Here is a 26,921-nt window from a genome sequence, read left to right as displayed (position 1 = left end):
AAACTGTACTTTGGGAAGGAAGATTTCAAATATGCGACCAAGAGTATTTATTAGTTCAACTTATTACGACCTTAAATATATCCGAAATAATATTGAACGCTTCATAGAACAATATGGCTTTGAGCCAGTTTTATTTGAGAGTGGCAGAGTAACATTCGAGTACAACAAACAACTTGATGAATCTTGCTTTAATGAAGTCAAGTTATGTCATATGATGATACTTATTATCGGTGGAAGGTATGGTTCCCCTGCAAGTGAGCAGAAACAACAAGAATTAATACAGAATTATGAGAAAGGCTATATGTCAATAACAAGGGGTGAATTTAATACAGCTTTAGAAAGCAAAATTCCAGTTTTCATTTTTATAGACAAAAATGTTTATGCTGAATATCATACATTTTCTGAAAATGCTGATTTGTTAAAGCAATCTATAAAAAATGATAGAAATGAAGAAGTGAAATTTAAATTTGCACATGTTGATAGTATAAATGTTTTTAACTTTATAGATGATGTAAAAATTAATCCTATTCACACTTTCGAAAAATTTGATGACATAGACAGTTACCTTAGGAGTCAATGGGCAGGTATGTTTTTTCTATACCTTAACGAGCTTCAGAATAAACCTAAAACAAAAGAAATAAATGATTCTATGTCTGAATTAAAAAACATTACTGATAGAATGAATCAAATGTTAACAGAAGTAGGAAAGAAAGTCTTAGGTGATAATGGAGAATATGAAAAAGTCATTGAAGCACAAAACAAAAAACTCCTAAAGTTTCTTGCTCAACAAATATCTACTAATATAGCATTTAAGGAATACGGCAGCACAGTTGGATTAGCAAGAGAATTTGTGGATTTATTTGCAACTAATATATTAGAAAATGATATTTTCAAAAATGTGGTAGACAGAAATGCAAACTTCTTTAAAAATAATGCCAGAAAATTAATCGATCAATTTAATCTAAAATTATTGTCCCTTAACGAAAAACTAATAGTAAAACAATTAAATTTATCTGAAATTATTAAAATCTACTACGAGGAAGTAAAACCACTTATCGAACATGATCAAGAGTTAAGGGAAATCTTTCTTAGTGAATCAACAAACTTTATTGATGACATACTAGATGGTCTTCCGTTTTGAGATTTTCGTGTATGCTTTTAATTTACTATTATTTATTGTAGGTTAATCAATATTTTCGGGAGAAACTTTTTGTTTTCTCTCTTTTTTTGCCATCATCATGAACGAATAGCACCAATGTTTTACTGGCATAATGCTCCACAATTCAATTTTGCAGTCGTTATTTAGTATCAGGAACTCAGCGGCGGCACACATCCCATATAAAAACAAACAAAACTCCCGATATTTGGGAGTTTTTCTTATTTGCAATATATTATTGATTCACTAACCACATTTGACGTTTTCATAAGAGTGATTACAGCAGGATTGTGTTTTTTCCCACCCTTTTTATTTTATTCGTATTCTCTATTAGCCAATGTTTCGGCTCTCATTTCAGCTTCTATTTCTTGCCTTGCTTCTGCTTCATGCTCTGCTTGGATTGCTCTTCCTTCAGCTTCCCATTCTGCTCTGGCTTCATTTTGCATCGCTTGTATTTCAGCTTCCCACTCTGCTCTCATTTCATTCCTATATTCTTCTTGATCTTGTATGCATGATTTTAAGTAATCTAATGCTCCATCCGCACCACCAAAGTAATTATCCAATTCTTCCATGCGGTTTTTTAAATTTACAAGATCAAATCTTTCTTCTTTTTTATGTATAGGCTCCAATTGTTTTGTAATAGGATACCTGAAACTGAAAGAAGATTTATCTTGTTTATGAAATTGTTCTACATAGCCTTTAGCATGTTTAACCATTTCTTTATTGCTTCCACATACTTCTAATAACATTGGCTCTATTGCATTCCAAACAGTCATTAGATTGTGGTTAAAATCTTTGAATTTTTCCTTTTTCACTTCTGTTGGATCACTTGAATAATCCAAATACAATGCCTTCAAGGACAACTCCAAAAATTGTCTGTAATTAAATATGATAGGAAAAACATGGGTATCTAAAATAGCTATATCTTTAGATTTTACTGCAAAATCAACTGCTCTATCACTTACCCCTTTATAACCCTTGATAAAGCCATAAAAGCTTGATTTAATTCCCCATCCGAAATGAGCGAACTCATAGTAATTACTAGTTCCCTGAAATAATTTCGCTCCTTTTTTGGGATACTCAATTACATTATTATCACCAAAAATATCTTCATCCATTTTTTAACCACCATACCTTTATAATTATAAATTTAGTTTGAGCCTATCTTTACAATACCTACGCTACTTCCCATACCCAAGACCAATCATTGTTTCTTTAAAATGAGAATACAGTACATTTGGACTAATCCTGTACATAGGATGGTAAAATTGAACAAACGTTGTACTAAGAGCCTTTCCCACTTGTTTACCAGAAGGGGAAACTGTCGTATGAAGTCCAAGAACTTCTTTGACAATCTCAAATGTCCCTCCACAGATTACTAACTCAGGCTTCATTATTTCAATTTCACTTGTCCAAAGCACCACATTATTAATTGCATGTTCCCTGATTACTGCATAGTTACTTTGCCCACCACCACCTGACTTTTTCAAATTTGTCGTAGCAAGCCATTGTAAACCCAAATTCATATTATAACTTGCCGTTGAATACTGAGGAAATCCAACTTGCAAACCACAATTCCATTCCCCTACCCTTTTCCACATAGGTAAGAAACTTTGATCGTTCAGTTGTTGTTGTATTAGATCGACCAATGACCAATTTTCTTTCTGTCCCTTGTCATTTACTTCTTTAAAGAGCATGAGCACTTTCACATTAGCATTTTCATAATCTGCTTCATCGACAACGCCGCCAGCGACAAAATGTTCATCTGGTTTTATGTACTGATGGTAAAGGTCTGATAATTTACTGTTAATGGACATATTTCAATTTCCCCACCTATATTCTTCTTCGTCTACAACTATTTTTCTGTAACCCTTTTTACTTATTGTCACAAGTTCACCTCTCGATATATTTTAAATAAATCCGTAGATCTGTTCAGTAATATGCAAAAATTTTTCTTATTGAGCATTGCAGTATTTGTTCTAGCTTGGATATATCCTTGTCTATTAGATCGTTTTCTGGGTTCATGATTTCAATTGAGAAACGTGCGAATCCAGCAGCCCACTTATATTCTAGATCATTCAAGGATATTGCCTCTCCGCAACAATCAAGCACAATTTGGAGACTATGAAATAGACTTTTATATGCCTCATCCATTTTTTGTTGCCACCAAGAGATATCAATCTGTCTGGAGCAGCAAGGACAATGTATGTTTTCAAAATTCTCACCTTGATCAATAAAGCGTACTTCATCCGTTAAAATATATCTCGTTTCATCGTTGTCATGGTAATTTACTTTCATCCAGTCTCTAACAGCAATTAATTCTGCTTGATTTGGTGTTAACTCTGGATGAACTGGTATTAACTTTAAAAATGTGATGGACATAACGTCTACTCCTTACTGTTTGAAATACAATTTTCCATGAATCAGCTTCAATCAACTATGTTATCCATGTAATCCAACGCTTCATAAAGACTATTAAATGCTTCATCATGACCACCAAAATCTAAACCATCTATTTCTTTTCTAGTCGATATTCCTACTCCATTTTTAGGAGTAACTTGTATCTCAAAGTAATTTGATTTGCCATCATTCATACTTATCCAGACAGCCACACCATACTTATCAAAATACAAATTCCAGTGTGGATACCTCCTGGTTAATATCGCCTTAATTTCATCGATCTCCATGCTATCCTCCTGATTAATTGGATTCCTCACACCTATTAAATATATTTTCAAAATCACCCTCTTTTATTAGATCCCTAATCACTTCTTCAATACGGTTACGACTACATTCATCTACAAGGAGCATGTCACTTCCCCAAAAATACTTACCATATAAGCACTCACCAGTCCTTCTGTTCTTTTCAGTCAGTGTTTGTATGTTCTTGTAAGTAAAAAATGATGCTACCCATCTTGATCCATCTTCAAATGTAACTATCACATCTGTGTTATCATCATATATATCCCATTCACCATCTGCCCAGTTTTCCGCTTCAATCCACATGGTATAAGGTTTTTCTTTCAACATGAACCTCCATAAGCTGATAAAAGTTGTTCTTTGTATATTTTTCATTAGCATGTTATTTACTCTAAAATCTCTCCAGATAAACATTGTAATTCTTCAATAACTAATTGTGTTGCTTTTAACTCCGTATCAACTAAAATTTTCATTTTGGTAGCAGCTTCCCAGCCATCTGCAATTAATCCATATGGCTCAACATATTCCTCATACCATTTATAAGTTAGTACCTCAAACAAACCTTCTTTTCGCATAACTACTTCTGCTTTATATTTTGAACTTGGAGTTACGATTTCCTTGATAATAATGGTCATAGTGTCATCCTTTATTTAAATAAAATCATTACTTCATTACATATATTTTGCTAATTGGATCGTGCCGCTTTGCCAAAGTTCACTATACTCTTTTTCAATAATAAAGCCATGTTTTGTGTAGAAGTCAACTGTTTGCTGGTAGGATGCTTTAGATTTTGGAGGTACTGTCCAAGCAAATATTCTATTAAAACCAAGGTGCTTAGTATGCTCGAACAAACTTTCAATTAGGATCGAGCCATAACCTTTTCTATGGTAATCTGAATGTGTACCCATCAACGAGATAACTATCGACCCTTCCGAACTTGTAAACGCAATAAATGATGCAATTTTGCCGCCAATCTCCAAACATAACGCATCATGAAAGAATAAGTCCTTACGTGTATCATGTGGTACATCAGAAGTGAACCATTTTCCAACCATGCTATCTATTACAGCTATTACTTGATCTACAACATCCTTATTGTTTTTATTAGGTCTCTCATAATGCGTGATGGTGTAATCCATTCCAAGCACCCTTTTCCTTTCTATCGGCAGGTTGACTAACCTACACCTGAATGCTTTGCAAACTTACGATGCCTGAATTACCTTTATTACGTTACCCTTGCCTACAATCTTACCGCCTTCATTCAAATTGAATGGATAGCCATCCGTAATAAACTCCTTGAACTGTTCTCCATAGGGCAATTCAATTATTACTGTATAATTCTGCCCAAGTAACAATATCTCGTTTTCGTCAGTATGTATGACCCTACACATTATTAATTCGTCTTTGACACTGAAAGACGGCATGTAACCTGAAAATACATTTTTAGGTCGTCCACCTTCAGCCTTTGTTAGAAAGTAAACCACTGCTAATATTTTTAACATTATGGTATCTCCATTCACAATTAAATCATGCTGGCAATGCTCCAATGGGTCTGAAATTATAATCCACTTTCCTATAACTTCAAAGTTTTTCAAGCAATAAGGCTTCTGCTTCGTCAAGTTTCTCAAACTAATAATCGGCGTATTCAAATGTATCTTTATCTGTATCATACAAAAATACATAGACCCCATCTGTTATTTCGTATATCATTACCTTTTTTATACTAGCTGATTGTGTTTCATTTATCATATATTTTCTCAATGAGCACCATTCATTAAAATTGAATCATTCATTTGGTGCCATCTTCAAGCCTATTCCTTAACTTATCTATTCCTTTTGATAGTTCTTGACGATTTTTCGCATTCTTTAGCCATTCAGGTAATCTACTTGCCAAACTCTGATTTTTATATGGAATGCGTTCACGTAATGATGAATTGATGTAGGTATCTAAAAAATCTAAATGCTCTATGTTATAAGCCCAAAGAACATTACCGCAACAGTTAGTTCTCAACCAAAGATTTAGCCCCATGAAAGCACCGTTACCTCCTGATCCTATTGTTGGATTAGACAAGATACCACAACGACTACATATCAGTTTGTATTCATAATCTACATCTTGTATTTTTACGGCTTTTGCACATTTCATGCACGTGTAACATTCTAATAGAACCTCTGCCTCGAATAGAAAGTCATGTAACCTCTCACCAGTATCTATAAATCTTGAATTGGTCATAAAAAATCGTCCTTTTATTTAGACTCTGTTAACATGTTTTATTGATTTCTGATCAAAAGAAAACCGTTCATGGACAGAGTGGTTTATTGTACTATCCTTACCAGCTAGTTGAGCGAATGCATGTCAGGTGATGTATATTGTGTGAGAAGAACACTATATATTATTCCAACGCACTTCACTTATTATTGGTTCAGAGTCTGAGACTATGTCGACAATGTGATCAAGACAAGAAATACCATAGTGTAGAAAAGGACCAGGATAAATTTCTGTTGCAAAAGTCCCAAGTGTAACAAAATCAAGGTATCTTGATTTCTTGTATATCCTGAATACATTACCTTCAAATTCTTCGTAATCATCCCATGATGTATAAGATTCATTGCGGATAGAATATGCTATATATGTATCGAAATCAATCTGAATTATTGGTGAGTTTTCATCAATATTTATTTGATATAAGTCTCCAAATACTTTATCACCAGCTTTAAGCGGTTCAGGTGTATCACTTAATCTACTTTTACTGAAAAATACCCTTAATGAATTAGCATGCGGTTCTGTGAGACCAAAGAAAAAAATATCTTTTAGTTCCATTAAATCGTTAAACACCAAAATAATTCTCCTTTTCTTCGAATTGCACCTCATGTTAATTTGATATGAAAAATAAGTACAAGGTTATATAACTTTATTCTTTAATCAGAAGCCTCTATTCACCTCAACATACCATATGATTCCATTTTATCCAAGTGGATCTGAACACTAAATCTGTTCGTCTGGTAACGTATTGATCTTAGATAAAACTATAATTTTATGTATGCAACTGCTCATCAATCTGGTATCGATGAAGATGAAAACTTTTTAATAATAAGCACAATTTTTGCACAGAATCCATCAGCAATTTTTACGAGATATTTAGTCAAATACTTTATAGAAAAAGCGAAATTTGTTAACAGTCTATCGTAAGCTATAACATGTTTCGCGCCGTAGAACACTTTTATAGACTTATATGAGTATTTGCAACATATAGATAACTTGTATTTATTATTCTGTGACTTGAACTTATTTCTTTGCCACAGTTTGAATCTTTTTTTGCCTAAAATCAGACGATTTCAGGTTGTTTTCATTGCAAATAATATTTATTTGTAGCATTTCTTTGCCGCCAGTACTCTATAGTAGAAAATTCGACTTCGCTTAACGGGCAGTTTTTGAGCTTGAACAACAAATATGCAGCCATTTCCACCTTATTGGCAGGATAGCAAGATACGTATTTACACACGAACAAATGTGCTTTATTAAGAAAATTATATTAGTATTACCATTAAAAAGTTGTCTTTCAATGAGTGGACAAGTTGTTGAACAGTTTGTTGGTCGTTGAGGCTGCCAGCACAAAAGGTAGCCTTTCGCTCAGCTAACGGCAGGATTGTTTAATGTCTTCGCGAATACTTCAAGTATGGAAAGTTGGCGAAATTCGTATATAAGACGTCAGATGAAAGACTAGCAAATCTATTTAAATCCATTAAGAACAGAAAAACACCCTAAAATAGGAGCATTACACATGAGTACCTGGAGAAGAATTGGATTAGAATTATTTTATGATCTTAGATTTCAATTTAATGAGAAGGATGATTCGATCTATTCCTTGTTGGTATTTTTGAATGATAGACTTATAGAAGCCCATATTAATAATGATTTAAGAGAGCAAGACAAGATTTATAATTATGCTGAGTGGTGTTATAACCAATATCGCAGAAGTCATTATATAAATAATGCAATTTGTGTAGGTTTTTATGAACATTTAGTTCAGAATGAAATTACTCGGAAGGCAATTCCTTATAAGATTAAACCAGAGATATTTGAAGCTGTTATGACATTATTTGAATGGATGTTACGTAAAGATGAAGGTTGTTATCAGGAATTAGTTGAGGAATATAACAGAATAAATAACACTAACTTTGAATGCTAATTCGAAAGGGCAAGTCCATCAACTAACACATTTTTTACGAGAAGTGGTCAATGATGCGTTAAAGTGTATAGATCAGCATGATCAATTAGTGAGTTCGACCAAGTTGTTACGAACGGGAAACGATAGTTCAATGAATTGAAACGTAGATCTGCAGCTGCGTATCCCGTTTTAATTGTGATTATGGAAGCATTTCCTTCGCGCAGCGACAAAGATACGCTCCAAGCCTCATATTCTTTTAGCGAAGCAGGAATAAGGAATAATCCCACAGAATGATGTTGGAAAGCTTGATAAACTTTTCACCCCTAACGCTAACTAATCCGATTAGGAAAGCTAACGCTTGTCCTAACAGATACAACAATGCTACGCATTTTTGTTTAACGCAACTCACTCAAACTCTTATGAACTCATGCAATGAAAAAAAGTTTGGGGCATTTCTGAGTTGAAACGCCTCAAACTTTTCCATTTAACACCACTTGGAAACCCTTATTCAATTTGAGAAAAACGAGAACTCGTATGACAACACCATTAATAGATAGAGCAAGTGATACGAGTTCTAATTTTTTCCTCTCATCAACTTACCAGTGAGATTTGAGTAGAGTTTAGTTAAGAGTTGCAACGTGGTTGCGACTCATTTGTTGTAAAGAGGAGCGTAGCGAATCTTTTCAATCGGATTAGGTAGCGTCAAGAGTAAATAGTTCAAAAGCGAGTAATCTTACGATGAGCAATTGCTATCTCGCCTGAGTCAATGTATGATTTGACTGCGGCATTATTCTTGTTGAAGTATTTATTGAAATTGCTTTTCTCAACTCCAACAGCCTCACACAAAACACCCTTTGTGTAATCACCTCTTGCCTGGGCAAGAATCCACACAAGTATTTTCATGGTAATATCTGATACAGGCGGCTTAGACTTGGGACTTTCCATTTTTTCCTTCTTCTTAATTTCTATAGCCAAAGTCTCAGCAACCTTGACATTCTTAAGTAAGCTAACAACACCTTCTATTACATCTTCGTCATTATTAACGATAAAATACTTTGCTTTAGGAACAGCGTTTCTTTGAACACGTTTGATAGCTTGATACATCTCACCGATCAAATAACCTTTCCTTATGTCCTCGTACACCTTATTTTTGAAGATATATTTGTTCTTGTCTCTCCTGATCATTTCCAATCCTAAACGCCAGTCATATTTTTTAGAGTATTGAGACATATTGATCACGTGAGTCTCCATTGGAATATTCGGGGTTCCTAGAATCCAACATTGATCAAAATCTCTCCAGTCATTCTTGCCTATAACATTACCAAACCAGTTAATAGCAATCCTCTGCTCGCTGTGAGTACGGTTATCTTCTTCGGCACCAATAAATATGTCATTGATCTCTTGTTTCCTGAGATAGCGTACAAATGAACCTTCACCATTATTATCAAGTACGAATTGCTTCTGCATGACAATCAGTAAACGCTGACCAGTTTTATACTCCGCTTTGATTAGAGAAGCAATTTGAGAGTAGTATTCGTTTTCAGGTTCCTTATCTAACTCCTCAATCTTACTTTTACTAGAGTTAAAGTTGATATGTGTGAAGGTTGATTCTGAATGATTTACTATAAAACTTTGCTTGTCCAATACAAACTTAATTTTCCATTTATCATCTGACTGGTACAATTTATCAATTGATCCATTGGCATCAAGGATAATGTTATTGGCAAGACTCCATAAATTGTGATTGTGATTACAACTTGTCAATGTGCCGTTATTGAAGTAACCATCTTCACAATAAAGAACTTCAAGCACATTTATAAAATCACGAACCTTACTCGCTTTCTCAACACCTTGTTCAAATTGAATTTTCGGTAAGTTCTCACCTATCAATGACTTGAATTTATTAAACAAATGAAGATTTCTAGCTGATGGCTTCTCCGTTTTCATAATTTGTTTATTGAACAAAGCCTTACCAGTTTTCTTGTCCTTCTGACCTTTTACTCTGTCCATTTCATTTAATAATGAGCGTGAAACATCTACCAGGCTATTATGCAATCCAAACGGAAGAATCTTCATCATTTCATCGTATATTTTCTTGCTGAACGAATACTTAGTGAAATCTATGCGTTCATCAATTATCAATGTGTGCCTGCCTTGTGTAAATACTTGACGTTCCTCTACTTTTGAACAAAGTAGCACATACCTAGCATGAGTGATAATAATTACATATGCTTCAGCTAATTTATCCAAATTAAGTTGCCAATCTCCAGTCCAGTTCTCCCCTGTAATACCTACTACCTTCTTTCGTTTGTCAGTGTTAAGTCCCCTACCAATCTCAATTTCAGCATCTATCACGTCCTTGCTGAAGCGTTTAACGATTAAGAATTTTCTATGTTGCTCACCACAATTTTCACCTGTGAACTCATAGCTTTCTAAGTATTCTCTGACAATTCTATTCGTTTCAACGCTTTTACCAAGACCTGCTTCGATATTGATAACTCTGAACGTATCAATGCCGCTTTCTTTCTCCGTGATCTGCTTGCTCAGATTGTTAATCTTAACTCTGTACTTGTCACCGTAAACTTTCTCATACGTTATATCTGCTAATCCCATGTGCTAATTCTCCTTTTCTATCTGCCCATTGCCTTATATTCTTCAATTGCTTTTTCTAATTCAATACTAGTAGTAAATATGAAGACATGCTTTCTCGTATCTTTCCTGTTTTGTTCCAATGCATGTAGCTTGAATCCCTTCATCATAAGGAATCCTGCTAGCTTTTGCCCCATAACCACAAAGTTACCCATTTACAAACCCTCCAAATTAATCAATGTAATTATTAATGTTTATTTCTATTTGGTTACGTACTTTGTTCGTTGACTCCATTTCAAATAAAACGACAAATAAGCGTGATAATAAATCATCACACTCTACCATAATCTGATTTCCTTGCTTCATTCTTCAATCACTATCAACATACTCGATATAATTTCTTATTTTCTTTTGTGATATGCCGCCGCGATTGTTCTCCCACTTGCTAACCAAGTCGTATGGTACATCCTCCAATCTTATAGAAATAACAAAAAGAAGACGGTCAATGACCATCCTCTTAGATATACATGTCCCGACTCAATTCAACTGTGTAATATTATATCATATCACCAGTGGTTTGTCCAGCATTATTTCCATATTGATCCAAGTTAGGTTGAGCCAAAGTATTTTTCATTCATTTTATTGGAATTATTTCCAAGTGAAATTTCTTCCATTTCTGTAATAAGCAATTTACTGTATTCCTCTTTAAAGCTGTTTTCATTATAGTTATTGTATTCATATTCATTCGATTCAGAAATAATGTTTTCCATAGAGTTAATTAGATCATAATCCTCGAAACCACTAAATTCTTTATGTATATTTGCATATAAAGTTTTTTCTTAAGTCTCTTCCATTTGACTAATTTTAAGCATATCAATTCTGTTTCTGAACTGAGAGGTAAGCTGGAACTCACCCAGCCCATTTCTTATAGTTCTAGTTAATCTTTCTCTCTTTCTCTGATTTATATTCCGTTACCTATGGCGAATGTTCGCAACTAACTACGATATGGGAGCGGAATATTGGCTAGCTTTCCTCCGAGTCACTCACTCGCATCACTATTTACTTTCTCTGGAGAAATTTTGTTGTTGAGCTGAGATTTCTCTCCAAATGCTTGAATTTTAGCTTTCACTGTCTCAAGCTTAGCAAATTTGTCAATGTTACTTGAGAAGTCATCTTTCATAGCCTTGATGCGTCCTTGAACATTGACCTTTCTAGCAGAACCAGATGTACAACACATCCCGTATAAGCCTGAGCCAGGTGTGTAGCGTTCAATTAGGAAGTCCTTAGCCCATTCTCCGAATACAATTGGATGAACATCTTTTCCAGTAGATTCAATAACAGTCAGGAATAACATTGGGACATGGACCTTTTTAAGCATTTTGTTGAGAACATTGTGGTTAGGTTTACCATCCTTGTCTATTTCGACGAATTGAGTAAAGGCATCGTACAAAAATAAAGATGTATCTTTGAATTTTTTTTTATCCTCTTCGTCAATACCGTTTTTCTTAAGCACTTCAACGAAATCCTCTACCTCTTTGGAAGAGATACCGCTATCACATCTTTCAAGCAGTAGCATCGTTTGAAGAATCATTTCTTGGTCAACGAAACGGTTACGTGCATTATTGCCAATAAAAGCGTACCTTGCAAAGAATGGGTAAGTCGACACTTCGTTAATATAAGACATAACATCCGAACCTGCTTTGGCACGTATCAATTCCATCTTAGTAGGTGCAGAACCGCCATTCAAGCGTTGGAACATTTCTTCAATTTGAGCGTTAGTTGCGTTGGATACTTTAATCATGCTAACTTCACGATTTAGATATTTTTCTTGCAAGCTGTCAGGAAGGTCTTTGAAAAATTTACCTTCAACTTCGACAAGTACGGTCTCACCGCTGCCATCTTTCTTGCGAACACGTACAGGCTTAGTGCCTTTTGCGAAAGGGAACCCATTTTCAATAAATTCAAGCCAACTACCAGTACGCTGTTTTCCATCAATCATCCAGTGCACTCCATCATTCGAATAAAAAGCGAATATCGGAGGAATTGGAAAGTTATGAACTACGGAATCTGCAAGACGCTGCTTTTGCTCTTTTTTCCATACGCTATTACGTTGGATTGCATGATCAAAGCGCAGACTTCCATCTTTATGCAGATTGGAAAGATAACTAATCGTGTTCGTTTTAATGTTTATCTCCATTTCCCCTACTTGATTGTTCGCTTCCGCTGATGTTGTTGTCATTTGGTTTTCCACCTTTTCATTTTAATTTTCGCCTTTACGCTATATTAATAAAATAAGTTATGCTTCTTTAGTAAACCCTCTAAGTCCCTATAAAAAGCAAGTTGCTTCTCATTTGGAATCACATCATGCTCTCCCCATTTGCTTTGATCCATCCGCTTATAGTCCATAAAGTAATTAATCATTAGGTCAATAGCGGCAATATCTTTGATTCGAAACTTTGACAGAAAATCTATGTAATTGTTTAGATTCCCCTTAATAAAGTCTTCTGGATTTTTACCATTAAACACATCATCTTTCTGTGATTCAGTCATTAATTCCAAAAGCTTGAATATGGAATTAATTCGCTCGTTATAGGAATTTGTCCTTTCAAGCCTATTTAATTCCCTATAAAGATTAAATATTTCATCTTCATAGTTATCAAAAACTTCATCAAGTATTAAAGAATCATCTTCTTCATCTACCGTATCTCTATCTCTTTCTAATCTTCCATAACGTTCTTCTTCAGGCATACTCTCAATGTAGTAGATACGTACTTTAAGTTGATCTACGTAAGAAAGTTCTTTTTGGAAGTAATCAGAGTGTAGACCATTGAAGATTTTTGATAAACTACTTAAATACTTTGTTGGAATTTCTCTTGTTCCCTTTAACCAACCACTAACATTTGATGCTGAAATTTTAAGTTTATCAGCAAGTTCTTTTTGCTCCTGTTTAAATACCTTACATGCATACTCTAATCCGATCATTCGGCATCCCTCGATTCTAAATATTTCATTAATATAAATACACAATAATCGAATAGTGATGAATTGTCAACTATTTTGTGTAATTATGTATCATTTTTACACAAAATAATTAAATCATTTCTATCTTAATAAAAAAAGAGCCTCTCAGCTCTTTAACTTGCAAATTCACCGCTTCTTCTTGTATTGCATTCATAACACATAACCGCGGTCTTCATCGTTTCGCATGTGGTGGTCTTTCAAGGTCATTCCGCATGCTGTGAAGAGCTTCTACAACTTCTTTAAGGGTGAGTATTATGAGTGTTGATCCCAGGAGCAGTGCAGACTGGCTAATGTTTTTTGAAGGTATTTTAGAGTTTTAAGCGGTGCTGGATTTCATATTCTTCGTCTGAGAGGTTGAAGTATTTTTGTTTCATGGATTGTTGTTGATTTGTTGTTTCGCTCATGAGATTGCCTACCTCCTATTGGTGGGATAGTCTTCTTTATAAAATTTACAGGCATTTGATAGGTCAGCTCACATTATCTTGACACTCTACCAGTTTGCGTTAGGAAGTTGTTTAATGGAGAGTGATCGTCATGAGATTTCCTTATATCCGATGCATCCATTTGAATATATCTACGTACAGTACGTATATCAGACCAACCTCCCATCTTCTGGAGAGAGAAGGGGTCAGCCCCATTTATTGTTAAATTTTTTGCCCATGTATGGCGATAGACATGTGCTGTCATTTTCTTTCCGCTTATTCCTGCCTTTTCACCGTAATATTTCAATCGCTTGTTGAAGTGATTTTGCCCAAGAGGTTCACCAAAACAAGACATGAACAGCCTATCTGTACTAAAATGTTGTTTGTTCTCTGATACAAGTTGAAGCAAAAATTTTGAAGCATGAGTTGAAATAGGAACAAGTCTTGGCTTCCTATTCTTGCTTCTTTCACCAGGAATCGTTATAAAACGTGTTTGAAAATCAATGTCTGCTATCCGTAAACTAAGCAATTCATTGATACGCAAGCCAGAATCAAGCATGGTTACTATCGCCACAAAATCTCTATATCCAACAAAGTCCTTTTGATTGGGTTGTGCAAGTATTGCTTTCACTTCTTCATCAGTCAAACAGTTAGTTAAATCAATATCTTGTCTAATAAGACTAACATTCTCTAATGGATTGACCTCAATTAATCGATCCCTGCGCAATTGGTTAAAGATTGCCTTCAATGTACGTAAACGAATGTTTACGGTAGTATCAGTTAAGCCTATACGTTGTTTGTTTTCATTGATGAATTTGTGACCGCTGTACCTTTTAGCATCATATCTCATGTAATTGACATGATCTCTAAAATGAGTTGAAGTTAATTCATCAACATATTCAATCTCAGGATATTTCTCAGTTAACCAACCGAGAAAATACCCATAATTTTTCACATAATCCTTTAATGTACGCTCACGAAGTCCCTCAGCTCGTTTAGCATTTATAACGAAATCAAGTGCTTGTTGAAAACCAATACGTGGAAACTCTTGATGATCTGAGCGATTGCCAATAGGTACTCTGCGTTCTTTCCTTTTCAACACAAAAAAACCTCCTAAGTCATGTGTAATTACATTCACACACAAGCTTGGAAGGTCGTGATCCGCAACCCAGAAATAGCATTTTTAGGGTTGTGTACATTCATTTTTATGATTGCGGATTGTCGATTTTACCTTGCAATCCTTAATCTACAACTACTTTCATTGTTCTCATTGAGTTAAACATTTATGCAAGTGAAAAATTCACTTACAAACACCCCTAAACCCTTATTAGACTTCCACTTTATCGTCGCAAGGTTCTGGAGTTCCTTCATAGTCAGCAGGCTTGAACGATGATCCGCAGCCGCAGGAAGCTACCGCATTCGGATTATCAATGGTGAAGCCGCCACCCATGCCGCTGTCTTTAAAATCGATCTCAACGCCGTATAAATACTTGGCGCTCTCACCGTCCACAACCACTTTCAGACCATGCATTTCAAACACTTTGTCATCGCTGTTTTCTTTATCATCAAAGCCCATGCCGTAAGAATAGCCGCTGCATCCGCCTGACTTGACTCCAAGTCGCAGAAACAGATTTGGCGTTTCTTCGCTAGCCAGCATTTCTTTAATTTTATCGCTTGCGGTTTCGCTAATTTTTACCACGGTCATAACCTCCTAAGAGTTTTTGAAGCAGCTCATTAAAAAAACTGGCTACATAAAGATTCTGCTACTTCAGTATACTCTTAATATACATACTCCTCAAGACCCTTAAGCTTCAACTGCTTGTCCAATTGATAATAAGACAATAATAAGACATCCAATTGCCCGCTGCATTGCTGCACAATCGGGTGCATGAACCCATGTTCTTCTACAAGTTTGATCATCTGGGCTCTGATTCGTTCGATTTCTATGGAAATTCCCATCAATTCGTTCGAGTATAGGGGCATCAATTATAGCACCACCCTTTTAAATAGACTTATAGCTTTAAAAGTATGCATGAAAAACAGCGGCTTTATTATACATAATTCCTCTTACAATTCCATTATAAGGGTTTTCAACCCTTTTTGTCGAACTGCGTATTGCCCCACAAGATGAGGTTGTTTATAATAGACAGTATTGCTTACCCATTCGTGCCTAATTAATATTAACTATAGTTGGTTCTACAAATACTTTTATAGGAGGTGGCATCATGAGCATTATTATTAGCAACCCCGATCAACGAATGGCCGAAATTGCCGAAAAAGTCAAGCATGGTGAACGATTGTCTGCAGAGGATGGCGTGTTCTTGTACCAATCTGACGATTTATTATCCATTGGACAATTAGCTAACGAGGTTAATCTACGCAAGAACGGGAAAAAAGTGTATTTCATTGAAAACATGAGCCTTTATTTTACAAATGTATGTGAGGCCCACTGTGCTTTTTGTCATTTCCGCCGCGATGAAGGCGAAGAAGGTGCCTATACCCTGACAGCGGAGCAAATGTTTGACATTATTGATGAGCATTATCATCCCGGCATGCGTGAGTTCCATATTGCCCAAGGTCATAATCCCCACGTTAAATTTGAATATTACCTTGAAGCGATCCGTTCCTTAAAGCAGCGTTACCCGAACGTTACAATTAAAGCGCACACCGCGGCCGAAATTGAGTTTTATTCCCGCATCAGTGGGTTAAGCTATAAAGAGGTGCTTGAGGCTTTGGTCGACGCAGGCTTGAGCACTTTGACAGGCGGCGGAGCCGAAATTTTATCCGAACGATATCGTAAAAAGATGGGTGTAGGCAAAGCGACTACGGATCAATGGCTGGAAATTCAGCGTGTGGCCCATAGTATCGGACTCAAGACACATGCAACCATGCTCTACGGTTCCATCGAAACGTTGGAGGAACGCATTCAGCACATGATTTATTTGCGTGAGCTTCAGGATGAAACGAACGGTTTTATGGTTTTTATCCCGAATTCCGTACAGCCTGCCAGTGTCAATGCAGGAATCAAGCGCCGTGTAGCGGCTTTTGACGATTTGAAAACAATCGCGATCAGCCGTCTGATGCTCGATAATATTCAACACATCAAAGCTTATTTTATTAACCTTGGAACTCAATTGACCCAGATTGCTCTTACCTTTGGTGCTTCTGACGTACACGGAACCATTATCAAAGAAAAGATCAGTCATGCAGCAGGTGCCCTATCACCGGAAGGATTAACACGGGATGAGCTTGTATGGCTTGTCCAAGGAGCAGGACGAATCGCTGTTGAGCGCGATACTTTTTATAATGAAATCAAAGTGTTTGAGTAGTTACATGCATCTGTCCCATCCTACGTACTCACTGCATATCAATCATTTGGATGGCTGTAAAAAAGGAGTTTGTCAATTATGAAAAAAATCGTTATTTTGGGTGGAGGTTACGGCGGTCTGACGATCGTTAATCAGCTGCTTGAAAAAGATTTGCCGGCCGACACTGTGCTCGTGCTTATCGACCGCATGCCTTACCAAGGCTTGAAAACCGAATATTATGCCTTGGCATCAGGCACGCTCTCCGATAAGGAGATTCGTGTCCAATTTCCCGTAGACCCCAGGTTGATTCTGAAATACGGAGAGGTTCGTTCAGTAGATCCTGTTCAGAAGCTGGTTATATTTGAAAATGATGAGCCCATGAGCTATGACACGCTGATCATCGGACTTGGCTGTGTGGACAAATATCACGAAATACCTGGCGCCGAGCAATATTCCAACAGTATTCAAACCTTGTCAGGCACACGCAAAACCTATCAAAGGGTTAACGATACGAATCCTTATGGGCAGATCACCATTGTCGGCGGAGGCTTAAGCGGTGTGGAGATGGCGGCCGAGCTTCGAGAAAGCCGACCTGACCTGAACATCCGTATTTTGGATCGTGGACCGAGCATTTTATCCGCTTTTCCCGATAAGCTCCAGGAATTTGTTCGTGACTGGATGCTGTCTCATGAAATCGAGTTGATCCCTCATGTATCGCTGTCACGACTGGAAGGCAATAATTTGTATAATCAGCAGGAAGTAATTCTTACGGATGTTACGATCTGGACAGCGGGTATTCAGCCAAGTCCGATTGTACAGCAGCTGCAATTGCCCAAGGATAACCAAGGCCGTCTCATTATCAATGAGTACCATCAAATTCATGATTACACGGACATTTATGTTGTTGGCGATTGTGCCTCATTGCCTTTTTCACCTAGTGGACAAGCTGCTGAAGCGCAAGGCGAGCAAATTGCACAAGTTATTCGCGCTGGCTGGAAGCAGCAGCAGCCCAAGCTGGGCCCCATCAAGCTGAAGGGGGTTCTTGGTTCCCTAGGTAAAAAATCCGGCTTTGGTGTTATGGGCAAGCGCCCCATTACCGGTCTGGTGCCGCGGGCGCTTAAAAGTGGAGTGCTCTGGTTATCCAAGCACCACTTCGGTTAAGATTCATTCTCCCAACAGATCGAGCATCTCATCGATCTGTTTTATTTTGTTTTCAATTTGCTGTTCAAGCTCCTCTGCGTTCGCAGCGGCGACGATTTCGCCGTTAACCAGTGCGTAAGGAAAGGTATAGCATTCCCCACAATTGCCAAGACAGCCGTATTCGATCACATCCAGGTCTGGCCTTTCTTCAAGCCTTTTCATGACCAGCTCGGTACCGCTATGCAAATTACTGCTGCAAAATTCTATAATTGCTCTCATGTTGATGAGTCACCTGCCCTGTTAACCATTTTAATTTCATTGTAATTGTATTATAATATAGTTAGAAAGGAGTTGACGTCAAATGACTGAACAAGCACAAAGCACCATGTACGATGAAGTACTGGAGGTTTTAGATAAGCTGCGCCCGTTTTTGCAGCGCGATGGCGGCGACGTAGAGCTAGTTGATGTGGAAGGCGGCATCATTAAGCTGAAATTAATGGGGGCGTGCGGAAGCTGCCCGAGCTCAACCATTACCTTGAAGGCCGGTATCGAACGCGCTCTGCTTGAAGAAGTAGAAGGCGTTATCGAGGTTGTACAAGTATTTTAATTGAGCTTCACGTCTGCATGACAGACGAAGTCTAAGACCCGTAGAGTGCATAGCATAGCTGTCGTACCTGATGGCTATTCCGCACTCTCGGGTTTTTTGTTATAATTATCAGAATTTATAAGTTTTCAGCAGAGCTGAATATTCTGATATTGCAAGAAAAGCTACATGTACAACACAGATGTATCTTCACCGAATAGCCTTCCTCATTCCATGCTGTGGATATTGGCGCGAATCGGATCCAGTCCTCCGGAAATATCCATGATATTTCCTGTTATAAAATCAGAGCGCTCCTCACAGAGATAAGCAATCACTCTTGCAATATCTTCTCCTACACCTGGACGTCCGCGAGGTGATTCCGGATCGATCTCATGCTCTACTTCAACGATCAGCTTCTCCTTGTTGTCACCATGGATGTCGCCCGGACAGATCATATTCACTGTAATCCCAAAGGGCGCCTCTTCAACAGAGAGCGTTTTGGTGAATGAGACAAGGCCTACCTTGGCTGCGGCGTAAACAGCCCTGTGGGGCCATCCTCGTGCCTCTGAGGCATGCCCAAATCCAAAGTGAATGATTCTCCCCCACTTCTTGCTGCGCATCATAGGAAGCACCAAATGATCGAGCTGCATGACACCGAGCAAATTCCCATTCATGATGTACTGAATCTCTTCTTGCTTGTATTCATTAAAAAACTTGCGTTCACGTACAAAAGGACCCGCATTATTAATACATATATCAATGCCGCCCAGTTCCTGGACAGCTGTTTCTGTCACATATTGCAAATCCTCATAACGCGATACATCACCCTGGAGTGCCAAACAGCGTACACCCTTGGCTTGTATACGTTCGCATAGCTTCTGCGCCTCAACAGCGCTATGAACATAATTGATAATAATATCGCAGCCGGAATCGGCGAGTCGGAGTGCAGTCATTTTGCCTAAACCTTTGGCACTGCCTGTTATAAGCGCGACTTTCCGTTGTTCGATCATGTTCGAATGTCCTCTCCTCACTTGCTCATATATCTTTAAAGTATAGAGGAAGCTAACAACTGATTCAAGGTCAATCCGTCAGGCTTCATAACGCCCGGTTGACTCGGACAACTTGCCAATATAATCAAACGTGGTACGGACAGCAACAAATACCATTTCACACCCAACTGCCAGGTCCAACAGACGCTCGGATACATTTTCCGCCTTCATCCGTTCGTCTTGCAGCTGCTCTGCCTCGGCTGCCTGCAGCAAATCATCCAACAAATCGGCGTTAATCGTATGAATCTCCATGTTACGCTCGTTACGCAGACGATCCACGGGTTTTCTGGACGATTCTTTCAGATCATACAGCTGCTTTTCAAGCTCGACATACAGATGGTTCTGATGCATATTGCGAAGCACGGTAAAATAGGAAAACCGGGATTTGACCTCCTCGGTTTTGAGCCTGAACCGTTCATTCATAAAGTGGCCCAGCTTATCGAGAATGGCAAATATGCGAATGATAGCGTTGCGGTAAAAATACAAATACCGGCGATAATGAATCAGCTCTTCAGCACTCATATCATCTATATAGGTCTTCGAAATATTCTCGCTGCAGCGGATTGCCGCATACTGGCTTTGCTCCAGCTCGTCAAGCGCGCTCAGAAAGCTGTTCCCCCAAATGATATATCGCCGATCCTGAGAGTTGCGCTTGGCAAAAGGAATCGTATGTAATAATGCCAAATATTGCTGAATCGAATGATTCGCTGAGGCAATCAGACCTGTATCCTCACGTACCGATTCGCCGAACATCGCTCTAAGCATAAAGAGCTCACTTCCCTTCTATATTCCTATACATCGGTATTCATGCAGCAGAGTGATAGTCCCTCTTCCGAGGCAGGCAAGTCCTCACAATAGGATACCCATTATCGTGATCTTCTGTGTATGTCAGTGCAATTTTTATATAAGACTTTTCCTCTTATTGCCATCTTGTTTGTGTAGCGCTTCCAAACTATCTCATAAGTCCAGATACGCTTTGGACTTACTGAGCTTTACATTCATCATCCTGCAATCATATGGAAAAACCAACAGGCTTACGCAGCTATCGAGCTTTGTAAGCCTGTCCGTTCTGCTTATTGGCCAAAAAGGCGAGTACACATAAGTAACACAATATCCCGAACAAAGCGGAGACCAGCACCGCGTGCAGCAGGCTCGCGATCAAATACACATCGTATCCAATGGACAAGGTCACAAAAGCGCCGCTGAAGATTTGTAAAATCACGAGAATCAGCGCCCATTTGGCGGATTGATATATATTGTCCTGAGAACGTGTTTGAGAACGTATCGCAAGGAACAACCACAACAGAAGAATGAACAAGGCCGCAGCCCCCATCCGGTGGGCAAACACGATTCGGGTCGGGCCAATCATATCGGGAATAATACTCCCGTTGCATAACGGCCATCCAATGCATCCACCTGAGGATTGCGTATGCCGCACGAATGCACCCAGATATACGACTGCATAGCTGTAAATGGTAATCAGGAAAATGCCCCATTGAAGTCCAGCGGTAATGGAAACGGTCGAACCCGACAGCATGCTTCCAAAGCGGGTAAACACCAAGGAAAGCAGCAAAGTAAATGCAAATGCCATTAAAGAAAATCCAAAATGCAGCGCCAAAACCGACGAGGATTGCGGCCAAATGACAGCCAGAGCCCCCAGCACAGCCTGCAGTATTGTAAAAAACATCGCTCCAGACACGAAAATCTTCGCATCTTTTCTTTTACACCAAATAAAAACAAGAATGGTCGCAATGAGCAAAACAATTCCTACCACACCTACAACAAACCGATGGCTGTATTCGATAATCGATTCAATCGTATACGCTGGAACAAATTTTCCGTTGCATAGCGGCCAATCGTCTCCACACCCACGGCCGGACTCTGTTTTCGTCACGAGCGCGCCCATAACGAGAATCAAAAACATGCCATACATGCTGGCAAATGAGAAGTACTTGAGCCATTTTTGCTGGTTCATATGCTGATATCACCTACTTTTCTGAGCTTCGACAGGATACGTCACGGACTGACAAGTCGATCGCTCATGTATTATTATATCGATAAAAGGGAGCCAAATCCATGCGGAATTGTTACAAAGCATCGAAACTAAAAAGCCGATTGTTTCCAGGATATATTTCCCTGAAAGCAATCGGCTCTAATCCGTCATCAGAAACGGGTTTATTTATTGAGAGCAGTGGCAACTTCTACAGCACGGTCCAAAAACTGCTCGATTTCTTCTCTTGTTTTACGAAGCTTGCTTACAAACCGAACAAGCTCCTGACCATTACGGAAAGCGATAAAGCTTGGAATCCCCAAAATGTTAAGCTGCTCACATAAATCTGGAACTTCATCCCGGTCTAATTCGATAAAATTCAATCGGTCTCCATATTGTTCTTCGATCGACGGCATAAAAGGCTCAATATAATGACAGTCCTTGCACCAGGTCGCTTTAAATACTGCAATGGTTGGCTTGTCACCATCTATAATTTGTTGAAAAATCGCTTCTGATTTCACTTGCTCCATAACATCCACCGCCTTCTGAATGAAGCTTTAAGAAAAAGCTTTTATTAGTTATAGCATGATGTTTTTTATCTGTCAAGGCCCGATCGATTTATGAAAATTTTGTCATACGTTTTACATTTATTAGAATAAGTGATATCATTATGATATGAAAGTGAATAGTTAACTAATCAACTTTTAAGGAGTGATATTTATGAAAGAGTATAAAGCGTGGGTACAAAACGGGTTTCTTGGATTGCTGTTAATTGCCATATTTGTCGGTCTTGGTATTGTATTGCTGATTAATACGTATGTAATGTTAGGTATCATTGCACTTGTGATCTCGGTCATCCTTTTGTCGGGTATGACTATTGTTCAACCCAATCAAGCCCTCGTCGTCACTTTCTTTGGCAGGTACGTGGGAACGATCCGTAATAATGGCATATCGCTGACTCTCCCCTTTTCTATGCGCAAACAGGTTTCATTACGGGTTCGCAATTTTAATAGCATCAAGCTGAAGGTCAATGATATTGAAGGTAATCCGATTGAGATTGCTGCTGTCGTTGTATTTCGTGTGATCGATTCAGCCAAAGCGATGTATGATGTTGACAAGTATGAGCAGTTTGTTGAAATCCAAAGTGAAACGGCCTTGCGGCACGTTGCCAGCAAATATCCGTATGATTTGTTTCACGACACCGGATTTTCACTTCGCGGCAATTCGGAGGAAATCTCGAGAGAGCTTGGACTAGAGCTGCAGGAACGGTTGTCGCTGGCTGGCGTTGAAGTGATGGAAGCGCGGCTGACACATCTGGCTTATTCGACTGAAATCGCAAGCGCCATGCTGCAGCGGCAGCAGGCATCCGCCATCATCTCGGCGCGTACCATGATTGTGGAAGGTGCTGTCGGCATGGTCCAGATGGCAATCGCTCAAATCGAAAAGGATGGCACCATCCATCTGGATGAGGAACGTAAAGCTGCGATGATCAATAATCTGCTGGTCGCGATTGTATCCGACCGCTCTGCGAGTCCTATTATTAATACAAGCAGCTTGTACTAGAGGACCCATCTGATGGCTTCCAAAAAAAGCTTTGCCCTGCGTATAGATCCCAAGCTGTATGAGGCACTCGAACGTTGGGCTGATGACGAATTGCGAAGTGTGAATGGACATCTTGAATTTTTGCTTCGTGAGGCGGTAGCTCGTGCAGGTAGGTTACCCGGTCCCAAAGCATCAGTTCCCAAGGAAAAACCAGAGGCTTCTCAGCAAGAAGAGTAGGGATATATGCACATATAAAGCAGCAGCAAAAAGCCTGATCCGGCAGAATCAGGCTTTTTACTGCTGCTTATGAGAAAAGAAGCAAGATGAGTCAGTGAATACTATTCGCGGCTAATCGTAACCATCTGCATATCTGAATTCCATTTCACAGTGGCACCCAAGCTTTCGGCAATAAATCGGACAGGTACGTAGGTTGTTCCATCCTTAAGCTCTGCCTCGACTTCAAGCGGCTTGATTAGGCCATTCACCGTCGCCTGCTTGCTGCCAACATTCAGCTTAATAACTACGTTACTTGATGGATCTGTAACTGTAACTTGTTGATTGGCGGCATTCCAATTGACTTCTGCATCCAACTCTTCAACAACAAACCGGGCAGGAACCATAATAACGCCATCGCGATAAAAGGGCTTGGTGGAATCATCGAAGCCGCTGTAATTATCCATCAACAGGTTAATATCTTTTTTGGTAATATGCAGATCATATTTTAATAATTCATATAAGGATGATTTCGGGTCCAAAGCAGCCAGAATCTGGTTGTGCTTGTTAAATGAATTCATTTCAATTTGTCCTGCACTTGTATCAATTACAGCTGCTTTAACCGGCTTGTTAATGTTCCAGGTCTGGGCTGTGGTGGTCAGCTTAACCGATTTTACTGCTGTTGTATCGTCATCAGGCATGTTGACTAGTACCTCGGTTGATGACTTACGCGGCATCAAATCACCATCGACAAACACGTCCGACTTCACGGAAAACTTATCACTCAGCAATACCTGCAACGCTTCACCCGAATACGATTCGGATAGTTCTTTGACATACGTATCATAGTATTCAATGGTTTGTTTCAAATTGCTCGTAATATACGTGTAGGCAAGCTCTACAGCCAATGTTTTATTGTTTAAATAAGGTGAAATCATATCACTGTAAGAGCCGCTTGCATCCTGATCTTCTTTCATGACTTGTTGCACAATCGGAACGAAGATATCATAGATTTGACTCAGCGTTTCTTTTAAACCCTTGTCGTCAGCCAGCAAATTTTTCAGAAACGATCGGGTAAGCTCAACGAGCTCGCTTCCTTTTAGCTCTACATGGATATTTTTACCTTTCAGGCCTTCAGTACCAACCATCTCACTAGCGCTCGATACAGAAATTTTGTTCACATTCGGGATAAGCCCGGCTATATAGCCCCCAAGGGACGGATACCAATCATATATTTTTTGATAGGTCTGCTTGATCAGCTGCTCCATTTCCTTGGATAAGCCATGTTGGGCCTGCAGCTCCTGCAGGGCTCCGTTGTTGTGAATAACAATCGGTTTCTTGGCACCCTCCACCAAAATCGTATAATCCTGGTCAGATATTGTCAGTTGAAACGGTATTTTTCCCTTATTGTATTCAAATACACCTTTAATGGAAATATGGCTATAATCCTGCTGTATGGCTTCGGAAATTGTCAATTGCACGTTACTGAACAGCTCAAATGCTTTTTTATCTTCTTCAGTCATTAACTCTGCAGCGGGATTAGGTGTGATCTCCAACGCTATCGTTTGTTTGCTTTCGGCAGATTGGATAGTATACGAATTTTTCATGACCTTGTTTAGATCCAGACCATCTACGGACTGGCACCCTGTCAGCATAATCAGTGCTGCTACTAACAGTAGCGCGATCCATGAGTGTGGTTTTCTGTTGTTCATTCTGTACCTCCGTCATAATAAGATTTGTTATGGCATCCGGTACCAATTCGACATGAGCAGCGCAAACTCCTTTTTCTGGGGTAATTACCATACCGGGCGAAACCGCAGTGGGCTGCTGTCATCACTGATGGAATGGACCAGACTGCGCAAATCCGCCTTAAGCATATTCATTCTTTCCTCTCCCACAATATCCGCATATCGCTGCTCAATGCTTATAAAAATCTCTTCCGTATTTCGGATGCAGGACCATCCCCGTTCAGTGAGGATAACAAGCTTCCCCCTGCCATCAAGCGGATGCGGCTTGCGCTCTATATAGTCATGCTGCTCCAAATAATCGATCATTTGACTCGCGGCTTGCTTGGTAACACCCAGATGCTCCGCGATTTCGTTGCCGGTAGCTCCCTTGGCTGCAATTCGCTGAAACAAAAACCCATGAACAGGACGCACATCATCAAAGCCTTTTTTGGCCAATTGTCTATGCAGATCATCCGTTATAGCGCTGAATGACAGCCCTAGCAGGATCGTTAACTCATAGCTTCCAGACGGTTGATTCATCATCGGTAGAGCCTCCCTAGATAGTCAATTAGATTGACAATATTTCCAAACTATTATAACATAAATATTAGTCAATTTAATTGACTATATGGACTGAGCCCGATCAGATCGAGCTTTGGTCACATCAAGGAGGTTATTTTATGACAACCGCAGCACCCAAAACGAAGGAACAAGCCAATATCGAGCTTGTTCGGGATTTTATCGAAACCTTTTGGAATCAGCAGAAGCTAGACTGTATTGAAACTGTATTGACCGCAGATTATGTGGATCACGCCTATACACCGCAAACCGCGGAGGGCCTGGAGCAAATGGCTATTGTGCTGAATACTGCATTTCCGGATCAACACAGCACCATTAGTGAGATTATCGCTCAAGGGGATAAGGTTATGGTACGGATGGTCATGCGCGGCACTCATCTGGGAGCGTTTCGAGGAACTGCACCTACCGGTAATCGGATCGAAGCAACTATTTATCGGGAATATGTAATCAGGGATGGTCAAATCGCTGAACATTGGGCTTTATTCGATACGGCAACGCTTTTGCGGCAAATTGGTGCCCAGCTCAGCTTTGATAATGCTTGTAAAATAAGAAAAGCTTCTGATCGAAGCCTATTCGGTGAAGATACATTCGTGTTTTAAATGTAGCTTTTCTTGCAATATCAGAATATTCAGCTCCGCTGAAAACTTATACATTCTGATATTATCAAAAAGGATTAGATCATCCGAGTGCAGGAAATGACCTTCGTAAGTGGAATATGTTGAACATCATGATC

At 38.9% G+C, this 26,921-nt stretch carries 33 protein-coding genes; 8 read left to right on the top strand and 25 right to left on the bottom strand.

All coding sequences use genetic code 11. The annotated features are described in order from the left end of the window. The first annotated feature begins 31 nt into the window (after positions 1-31). Positions 32-1,141, top strand: coding sequence for a DUF4062 domain-containing protein (locus NST47_RS08490; protein ID WP_341154739.1), 1,110 nt, complete (start codon positions 32-34; stop codon positions 1,139-1,141). Positions 1,142-1,470: 329 nt separating this feature from the next. On the opposite strand, the gene NST47_RS08485 is transcribed toward NST47_RS08490, so the two are convergent. From NST47_RS08485 to NST47_RS08440, 10 genes are all read right to left on the bottom strand, one after another. Continuing rightward, a complete protein-coding gene (locus NST47_RS08485; protein ID WP_341154738.1) occupies positions 1,471-2,274 on the bottom strand; it encodes a hypothetical protein in 804 nt (267 codons plus the stop codon). A 63-nt stretch (positions 2,275-2,337) separates the two neighbouring features. Beyond that, on the bottom strand, positions 2,338-2,973 hold the full coding sequence (locus NST47_RS08480; protein WP_341154737.1) for a hypothetical protein: 636 nt from the start codon (positions 2,971-2,973) through the stop codon (positions 2,338-2,340). Positions 2,974-3,088: 115 nt separating this feature from the next. After that, positions 3,089-3,538 (bottom strand): hypothetical protein, encoded by a 450-nt coding sequence (locus NST47_RS08475; RefSeq protein WP_341154736.1) that lies wholly within the window; start codon positions 3,536-3,538, stop codon positions 3,089-3,091. 47 nt (positions 3,539-3,585) lie between these two features. Further along, positions 3,586-3,843: a hypothetical protein gene (locus NST47_RS08470; protein WP_341154735.1), complete on the bottom strand. Its 258-nt coding sequence runs from the start codon at positions 3,841-3,843 to the stop codon at positions 3,586-3,588. 13 nt (positions 3,844-3,856) lie between these two features. Further along, positions 3,857-4,183, bottom strand: a complete 327-nt coding sequence (locus NST47_RS08465; RefSeq protein WP_445667367.1) for a hypothetical protein — start codon at positions 4,181-4,183, stop codon at positions 3,857-3,859. A gap of 59 nt (positions 4,184-4,242) precedes the next feature. Then, positions 4,243-4,491, bottom strand: coding sequence for a hypothetical protein (locus NST47_RS08460; protein WP_341154733.1), 249 nt, complete (start codon positions 4,489-4,491; stop codon positions 4,243-4,245). A gap of 36 nt (positions 4,492-4,527) precedes the next feature. Beyond that, positions 4,528-4,995, bottom strand: coding sequence for a GNAT family N-acetyltransferase (locus tag NST47_RS08455; RefSeq protein WP_341154732.1), 468 nt, complete (start codon positions 4,993-4,995; stop codon positions 4,528-4,530). Between the two features lie 63 nt (positions 4,996-5,058). Continuing rightward, positions 5,059-5,451 carry an EF-Tu C-terminal domain-related protein gene (locus NST47_RS08450; protein WP_341154731.1) on the bottom strand — a complete coding sequence of 131 codons (393 nt, stop codon included), beginning with the start codon at positions 5,449-5,451 and terminating at the stop codon, positions 5,059-5,061. Between the two features lie 194 nt (positions 5,452-5,645). Beyond that, a complete protein-coding gene (locus NST47_RS08445) occupies positions 5,646-6,002 on the bottom strand; it encodes a hypothetical protein (protein WP_341154730.1) in 357 nt (118 codons plus the stop codon). 240 nt (positions 6,003-6,242) lie between these two features. Further along, positions 6,243-6,692: a hypothetical protein gene (locus tag NST47_RS08440; protein WP_341154729.1), complete on the bottom strand. Its 450-nt coding sequence runs from the start codon at positions 6,690-6,692 to the stop codon at positions 6,243-6,245. Positions 6,693-7,638: 946 nt separating this feature from the next. Between NST47_RS08440 and NST47_RS08435 the strand changes: the two genes are divergently transcribed. Then, complete coding sequence (locus NST47_RS08435; RefSeq protein WP_341154728.1) at positions 7,639-8,046, top strand: DUF7674 family protein; 408 nt, start codon at positions 7,639-7,641, stop codon at positions 8,044-8,046. Positions 8,047-8,742: 696 nt separating this feature from the next. On the opposite strand, the gene NST47_RS08430 is transcribed toward NST47_RS08435, so the two are convergent. The 8 genes from NST47_RS08430 to NST47_RS08395 all read right to left on the bottom strand — a co-directional run bounded on the left by NST47_RS08430 (position 8,743) and on the right by NST47_RS08395 (position 16,016). Next, positions 8,743-10,638 (bottom strand): hypothetical protein, encoded by a 1,896-nt coding sequence (locus NST47_RS08430; protein ID WP_341154727.1) that lies wholly within the window; start codon positions 10,636-10,638, stop codon positions 8,743-8,745. A 17-nt stretch (positions 10,639-10,655) separates the two neighbouring features. Further along, the gene (locus NST47_RS08425) at positions 10,656-10,829 is read right to left on the bottom strand and encodes a DUF5659 domain-containing protein (RefSeq protein ID WP_341154726.1); all 174 of its coding nucleotides are present in this window, start codon (positions 10,827-10,829) and stop codon (positions 10,656-10,658) included. Between the two features lie 393 nt (positions 10,830-11,222). After that, positions 11,223-11,384: a hypothetical protein gene (locus NST47_RS08420; RefSeq protein WP_341154725.1), complete on the bottom strand. Its 162-nt coding sequence runs from the start codon at positions 11,382-11,384 to the stop codon at positions 11,223-11,225. 269 nt (positions 11,385-11,653) lie between these two features. Continuing rightward, positions 11,654-12,853 carry a DUF262 domain-containing protein gene (locus NST47_RS08415; RefSeq protein WP_341154724.1) on the bottom strand — a complete coding sequence of 400 codons (1,200 nt, stop codon included), beginning with the start codon at positions 12,851-12,853 and terminating at the stop codon, positions 11,654-11,656. A gap of 44 nt (positions 12,854-12,897) precedes the next feature. Next, the gene (locus tag NST47_RS08410; protein WP_341154723.1) at positions 12,898-13,596 is read right to left on the bottom strand and encodes a helix-turn-helix domain-containing protein; all 699 of its coding nucleotides are present in this window, start codon (positions 13,594-13,596) and stop codon (positions 12,898-12,900) included. A gap of 516 nt (positions 13,597-14,112) precedes the next feature. Next, positions 14,113-15,156: a tyrosine-type recombinase/integrase gene (locus NST47_RS08405; protein WP_341154722.1), complete on the bottom strand. Its 1,044-nt coding sequence runs from the start codon at positions 15,154-15,156 to the stop codon at positions 14,113-14,115. A gap of 228 nt (positions 15,157-15,384) precedes the next feature. Next, the gene (locus NST47_RS08400; RefSeq protein WP_177237581.1) at positions 15,385-15,756 is read right to left on the bottom strand and encodes a HesB/IscA family protein; all 372 of its coding nucleotides are present in this window, start codon (positions 15,754-15,756) and stop codon (positions 15,385-15,387) included. An 80-nt stretch (positions 15,757-15,836) separates the two neighbouring features. After that, positions 15,837-16,016: an aspartyl-phosphate phosphatase Spo0E family protein gene (locus tag NST47_RS08395; protein ID WP_341159632.1), complete on the bottom strand. Its 180-nt coding sequence runs from the start codon at positions 16,014-16,016 to the stop codon at positions 15,837-15,839. Positions 16,017-16,282: 266 nt separating this feature from the next. Here NST47_RS08395 and mqnE point away from each other — a divergent pair, with 266 nt between their 5' ends. Continuing rightward, on the top strand, positions 16,283-17,386 hold the full coding sequence (gene mqnE, locus NST47_RS08390) for an aminofutalosine synthase MqnE (protein ID WP_076232377.1): 1,104 nt from the start codon (positions 16,283-16,285) through the stop codon (positions 17,384-17,386). 78 nt (positions 17,387-17,464) lie between these two features. Next, the gene (locus tag NST47_RS08385) at positions 17,465-18,526 is read left to right on the top strand and encodes an NAD(P)/FAD-dependent oxidoreductase (RefSeq protein WP_341154721.1); all 1,062 of its coding nucleotides are present in this window, start codon (positions 17,465-17,467) and stop codon (positions 18,524-18,526) included. Positions 18,527-18,529: 3 nt separating this feature from the next. On the opposite strand, the gene NST47_RS08380 is transcribed toward NST47_RS08385, so the two are convergent. Then, positions 18,530-18,784, bottom strand: a complete 255-nt coding sequence (locus NST47_RS08380; RefSeq protein ID WP_341154720.1) for a YuzB family protein — start codon at positions 18,782-18,784, stop codon at positions 18,530-18,532. Positions 18,785-18,866: 82 nt separating this feature from the next. On the opposite strand from NST47_RS08380, the gene NST47_RS08375 reads away from it, so the two are divergent. Then, positions 18,867-19,112, top strand: a complete 246-nt coding sequence (locus NST47_RS08375; protein WP_076232383.1) for a NifU family protein — start codon at positions 18,867-18,869, stop codon at positions 19,110-19,112. Positions 19,113-19,315: 203 nt separating this feature from the next. On the opposite strand, the gene NST47_RS08370 is transcribed toward NST47_RS08375, so the two are convergent. The 4 genes from NST47_RS08370 to NST47_RS08355 form a co-directional block, all read right to left on the bottom strand. Beyond that, positions 19,316-20,098, bottom strand: a complete 783-nt coding sequence (locus NST47_RS08370) for an SDR family oxidoreductase (protein WP_341154719.1) — start codon at positions 20,096-20,098, stop codon at positions 19,316-19,318. 78 nt (positions 20,099-20,176) lie between these two features. Next, the gene (locus NST47_RS08365) at positions 20,177-20,902 is read right to left on the bottom strand and encodes a Cthe_2314 family HEPN domain-containing protein (RefSeq protein WP_341154718.1); all 726 of its coding nucleotides are present in this window, start codon (positions 20,900-20,902) and stop codon (positions 20,177-20,179) included. Positions 20,903-21,179: 277 nt separating this feature from the next. Continuing rightward, the gene (locus NST47_RS08360) at positions 21,180-22,112 is read right to left on the bottom strand and encodes a COX15/CtaA family protein (protein WP_341154717.1); all 933 of its coding nucleotides are present in this window, start codon (positions 22,110-22,112) and stop codon (positions 21,180-21,182) included. Between the two features lie 200 nt (positions 22,113-22,312). Further along, entirely contained in the window at positions 22,313-22,657 is a 345-nt protein-coding gene (locus NST47_RS08355) for a thioredoxin family protein (RefSeq protein WP_076232388.1), read from the bottom strand. 190 nt (positions 22,658-22,847) lie between these two features. Here NST47_RS08355 and NST47_RS08350 point away from each other — a divergent pair, with 190 nt between their 5' ends. Together NST47_RS08350 and NST47_RS08345 are read left to right on the top strand one after the other, a co-directional pair. Next, on the top strand, positions 22,848-23,690 hold the full coding sequence (locus NST47_RS08350) for an SPFH domain-containing protein (protein WP_341154716.1): 843 nt from the start codon (positions 22,848-22,850) through the stop codon (positions 23,688-23,690). A gap of 12 nt (positions 23,691-23,702) precedes the next feature. Beyond that, complete coding sequence (locus tag NST47_RS08345) at positions 23,703-23,906, top strand: ribbon-helix-helix domain-containing protein (protein WP_076232390.1); 204 nt, start codon at positions 23,703-23,705, stop codon at positions 23,904-23,906. A 101-nt stretch (positions 23,907-24,007) separates the two neighbouring features. Here NST47_RS08345 and NST47_RS08340 read toward each other — a convergent pair whose 3' ends face one another. Together NST47_RS08340 and NST47_RS08335 are read right to left on the bottom strand one after the other, a co-directional pair. After that, entirely contained in the window at positions 24,008-25,594 is a 1,587-nt protein-coding gene (locus NST47_RS08340) for a copper amine oxidase N-terminal domain-containing protein (protein WP_341154715.1), read from the bottom strand. An 84-nt stretch (positions 25,595-25,678) separates the two neighbouring features. Further along, a complete protein-coding gene (locus NST47_RS08335; RefSeq protein WP_445667366.1) occupies positions 25,679-26,152 on the bottom strand; it encodes a MarR family winged helix-turn-helix transcriptional regulator in 474 nt (157 codons plus the stop codon). A 137-nt stretch (positions 26,153-26,289) separates the two neighbouring features. Between NST47_RS08335 and NST47_RS08330 the strand changes: the two genes are divergently transcribed. Further along, positions 26,290-26,787: an ester cyclase gene (locus NST47_RS08330; RefSeq protein WP_341154714.1), complete on the top strand. Its 498-nt coding sequence runs from the start codon at positions 26,290-26,292 to the stop codon at positions 26,785-26,787. Positions 26,788-26,921 lie beyond the last annotated feature (134 nt).

It is taken from the genome of Paenibacillus sp. FSL H8-0034, from assembly GCF_038000305.1.
GTDB lineage: Bacteria > Bacillota > Bacilli > Paenibacillales > NBRC-103111 > Paenibacillus_S.
This window is presented reverse-complemented; position numbering and strand designations above follow the sequence as displayed.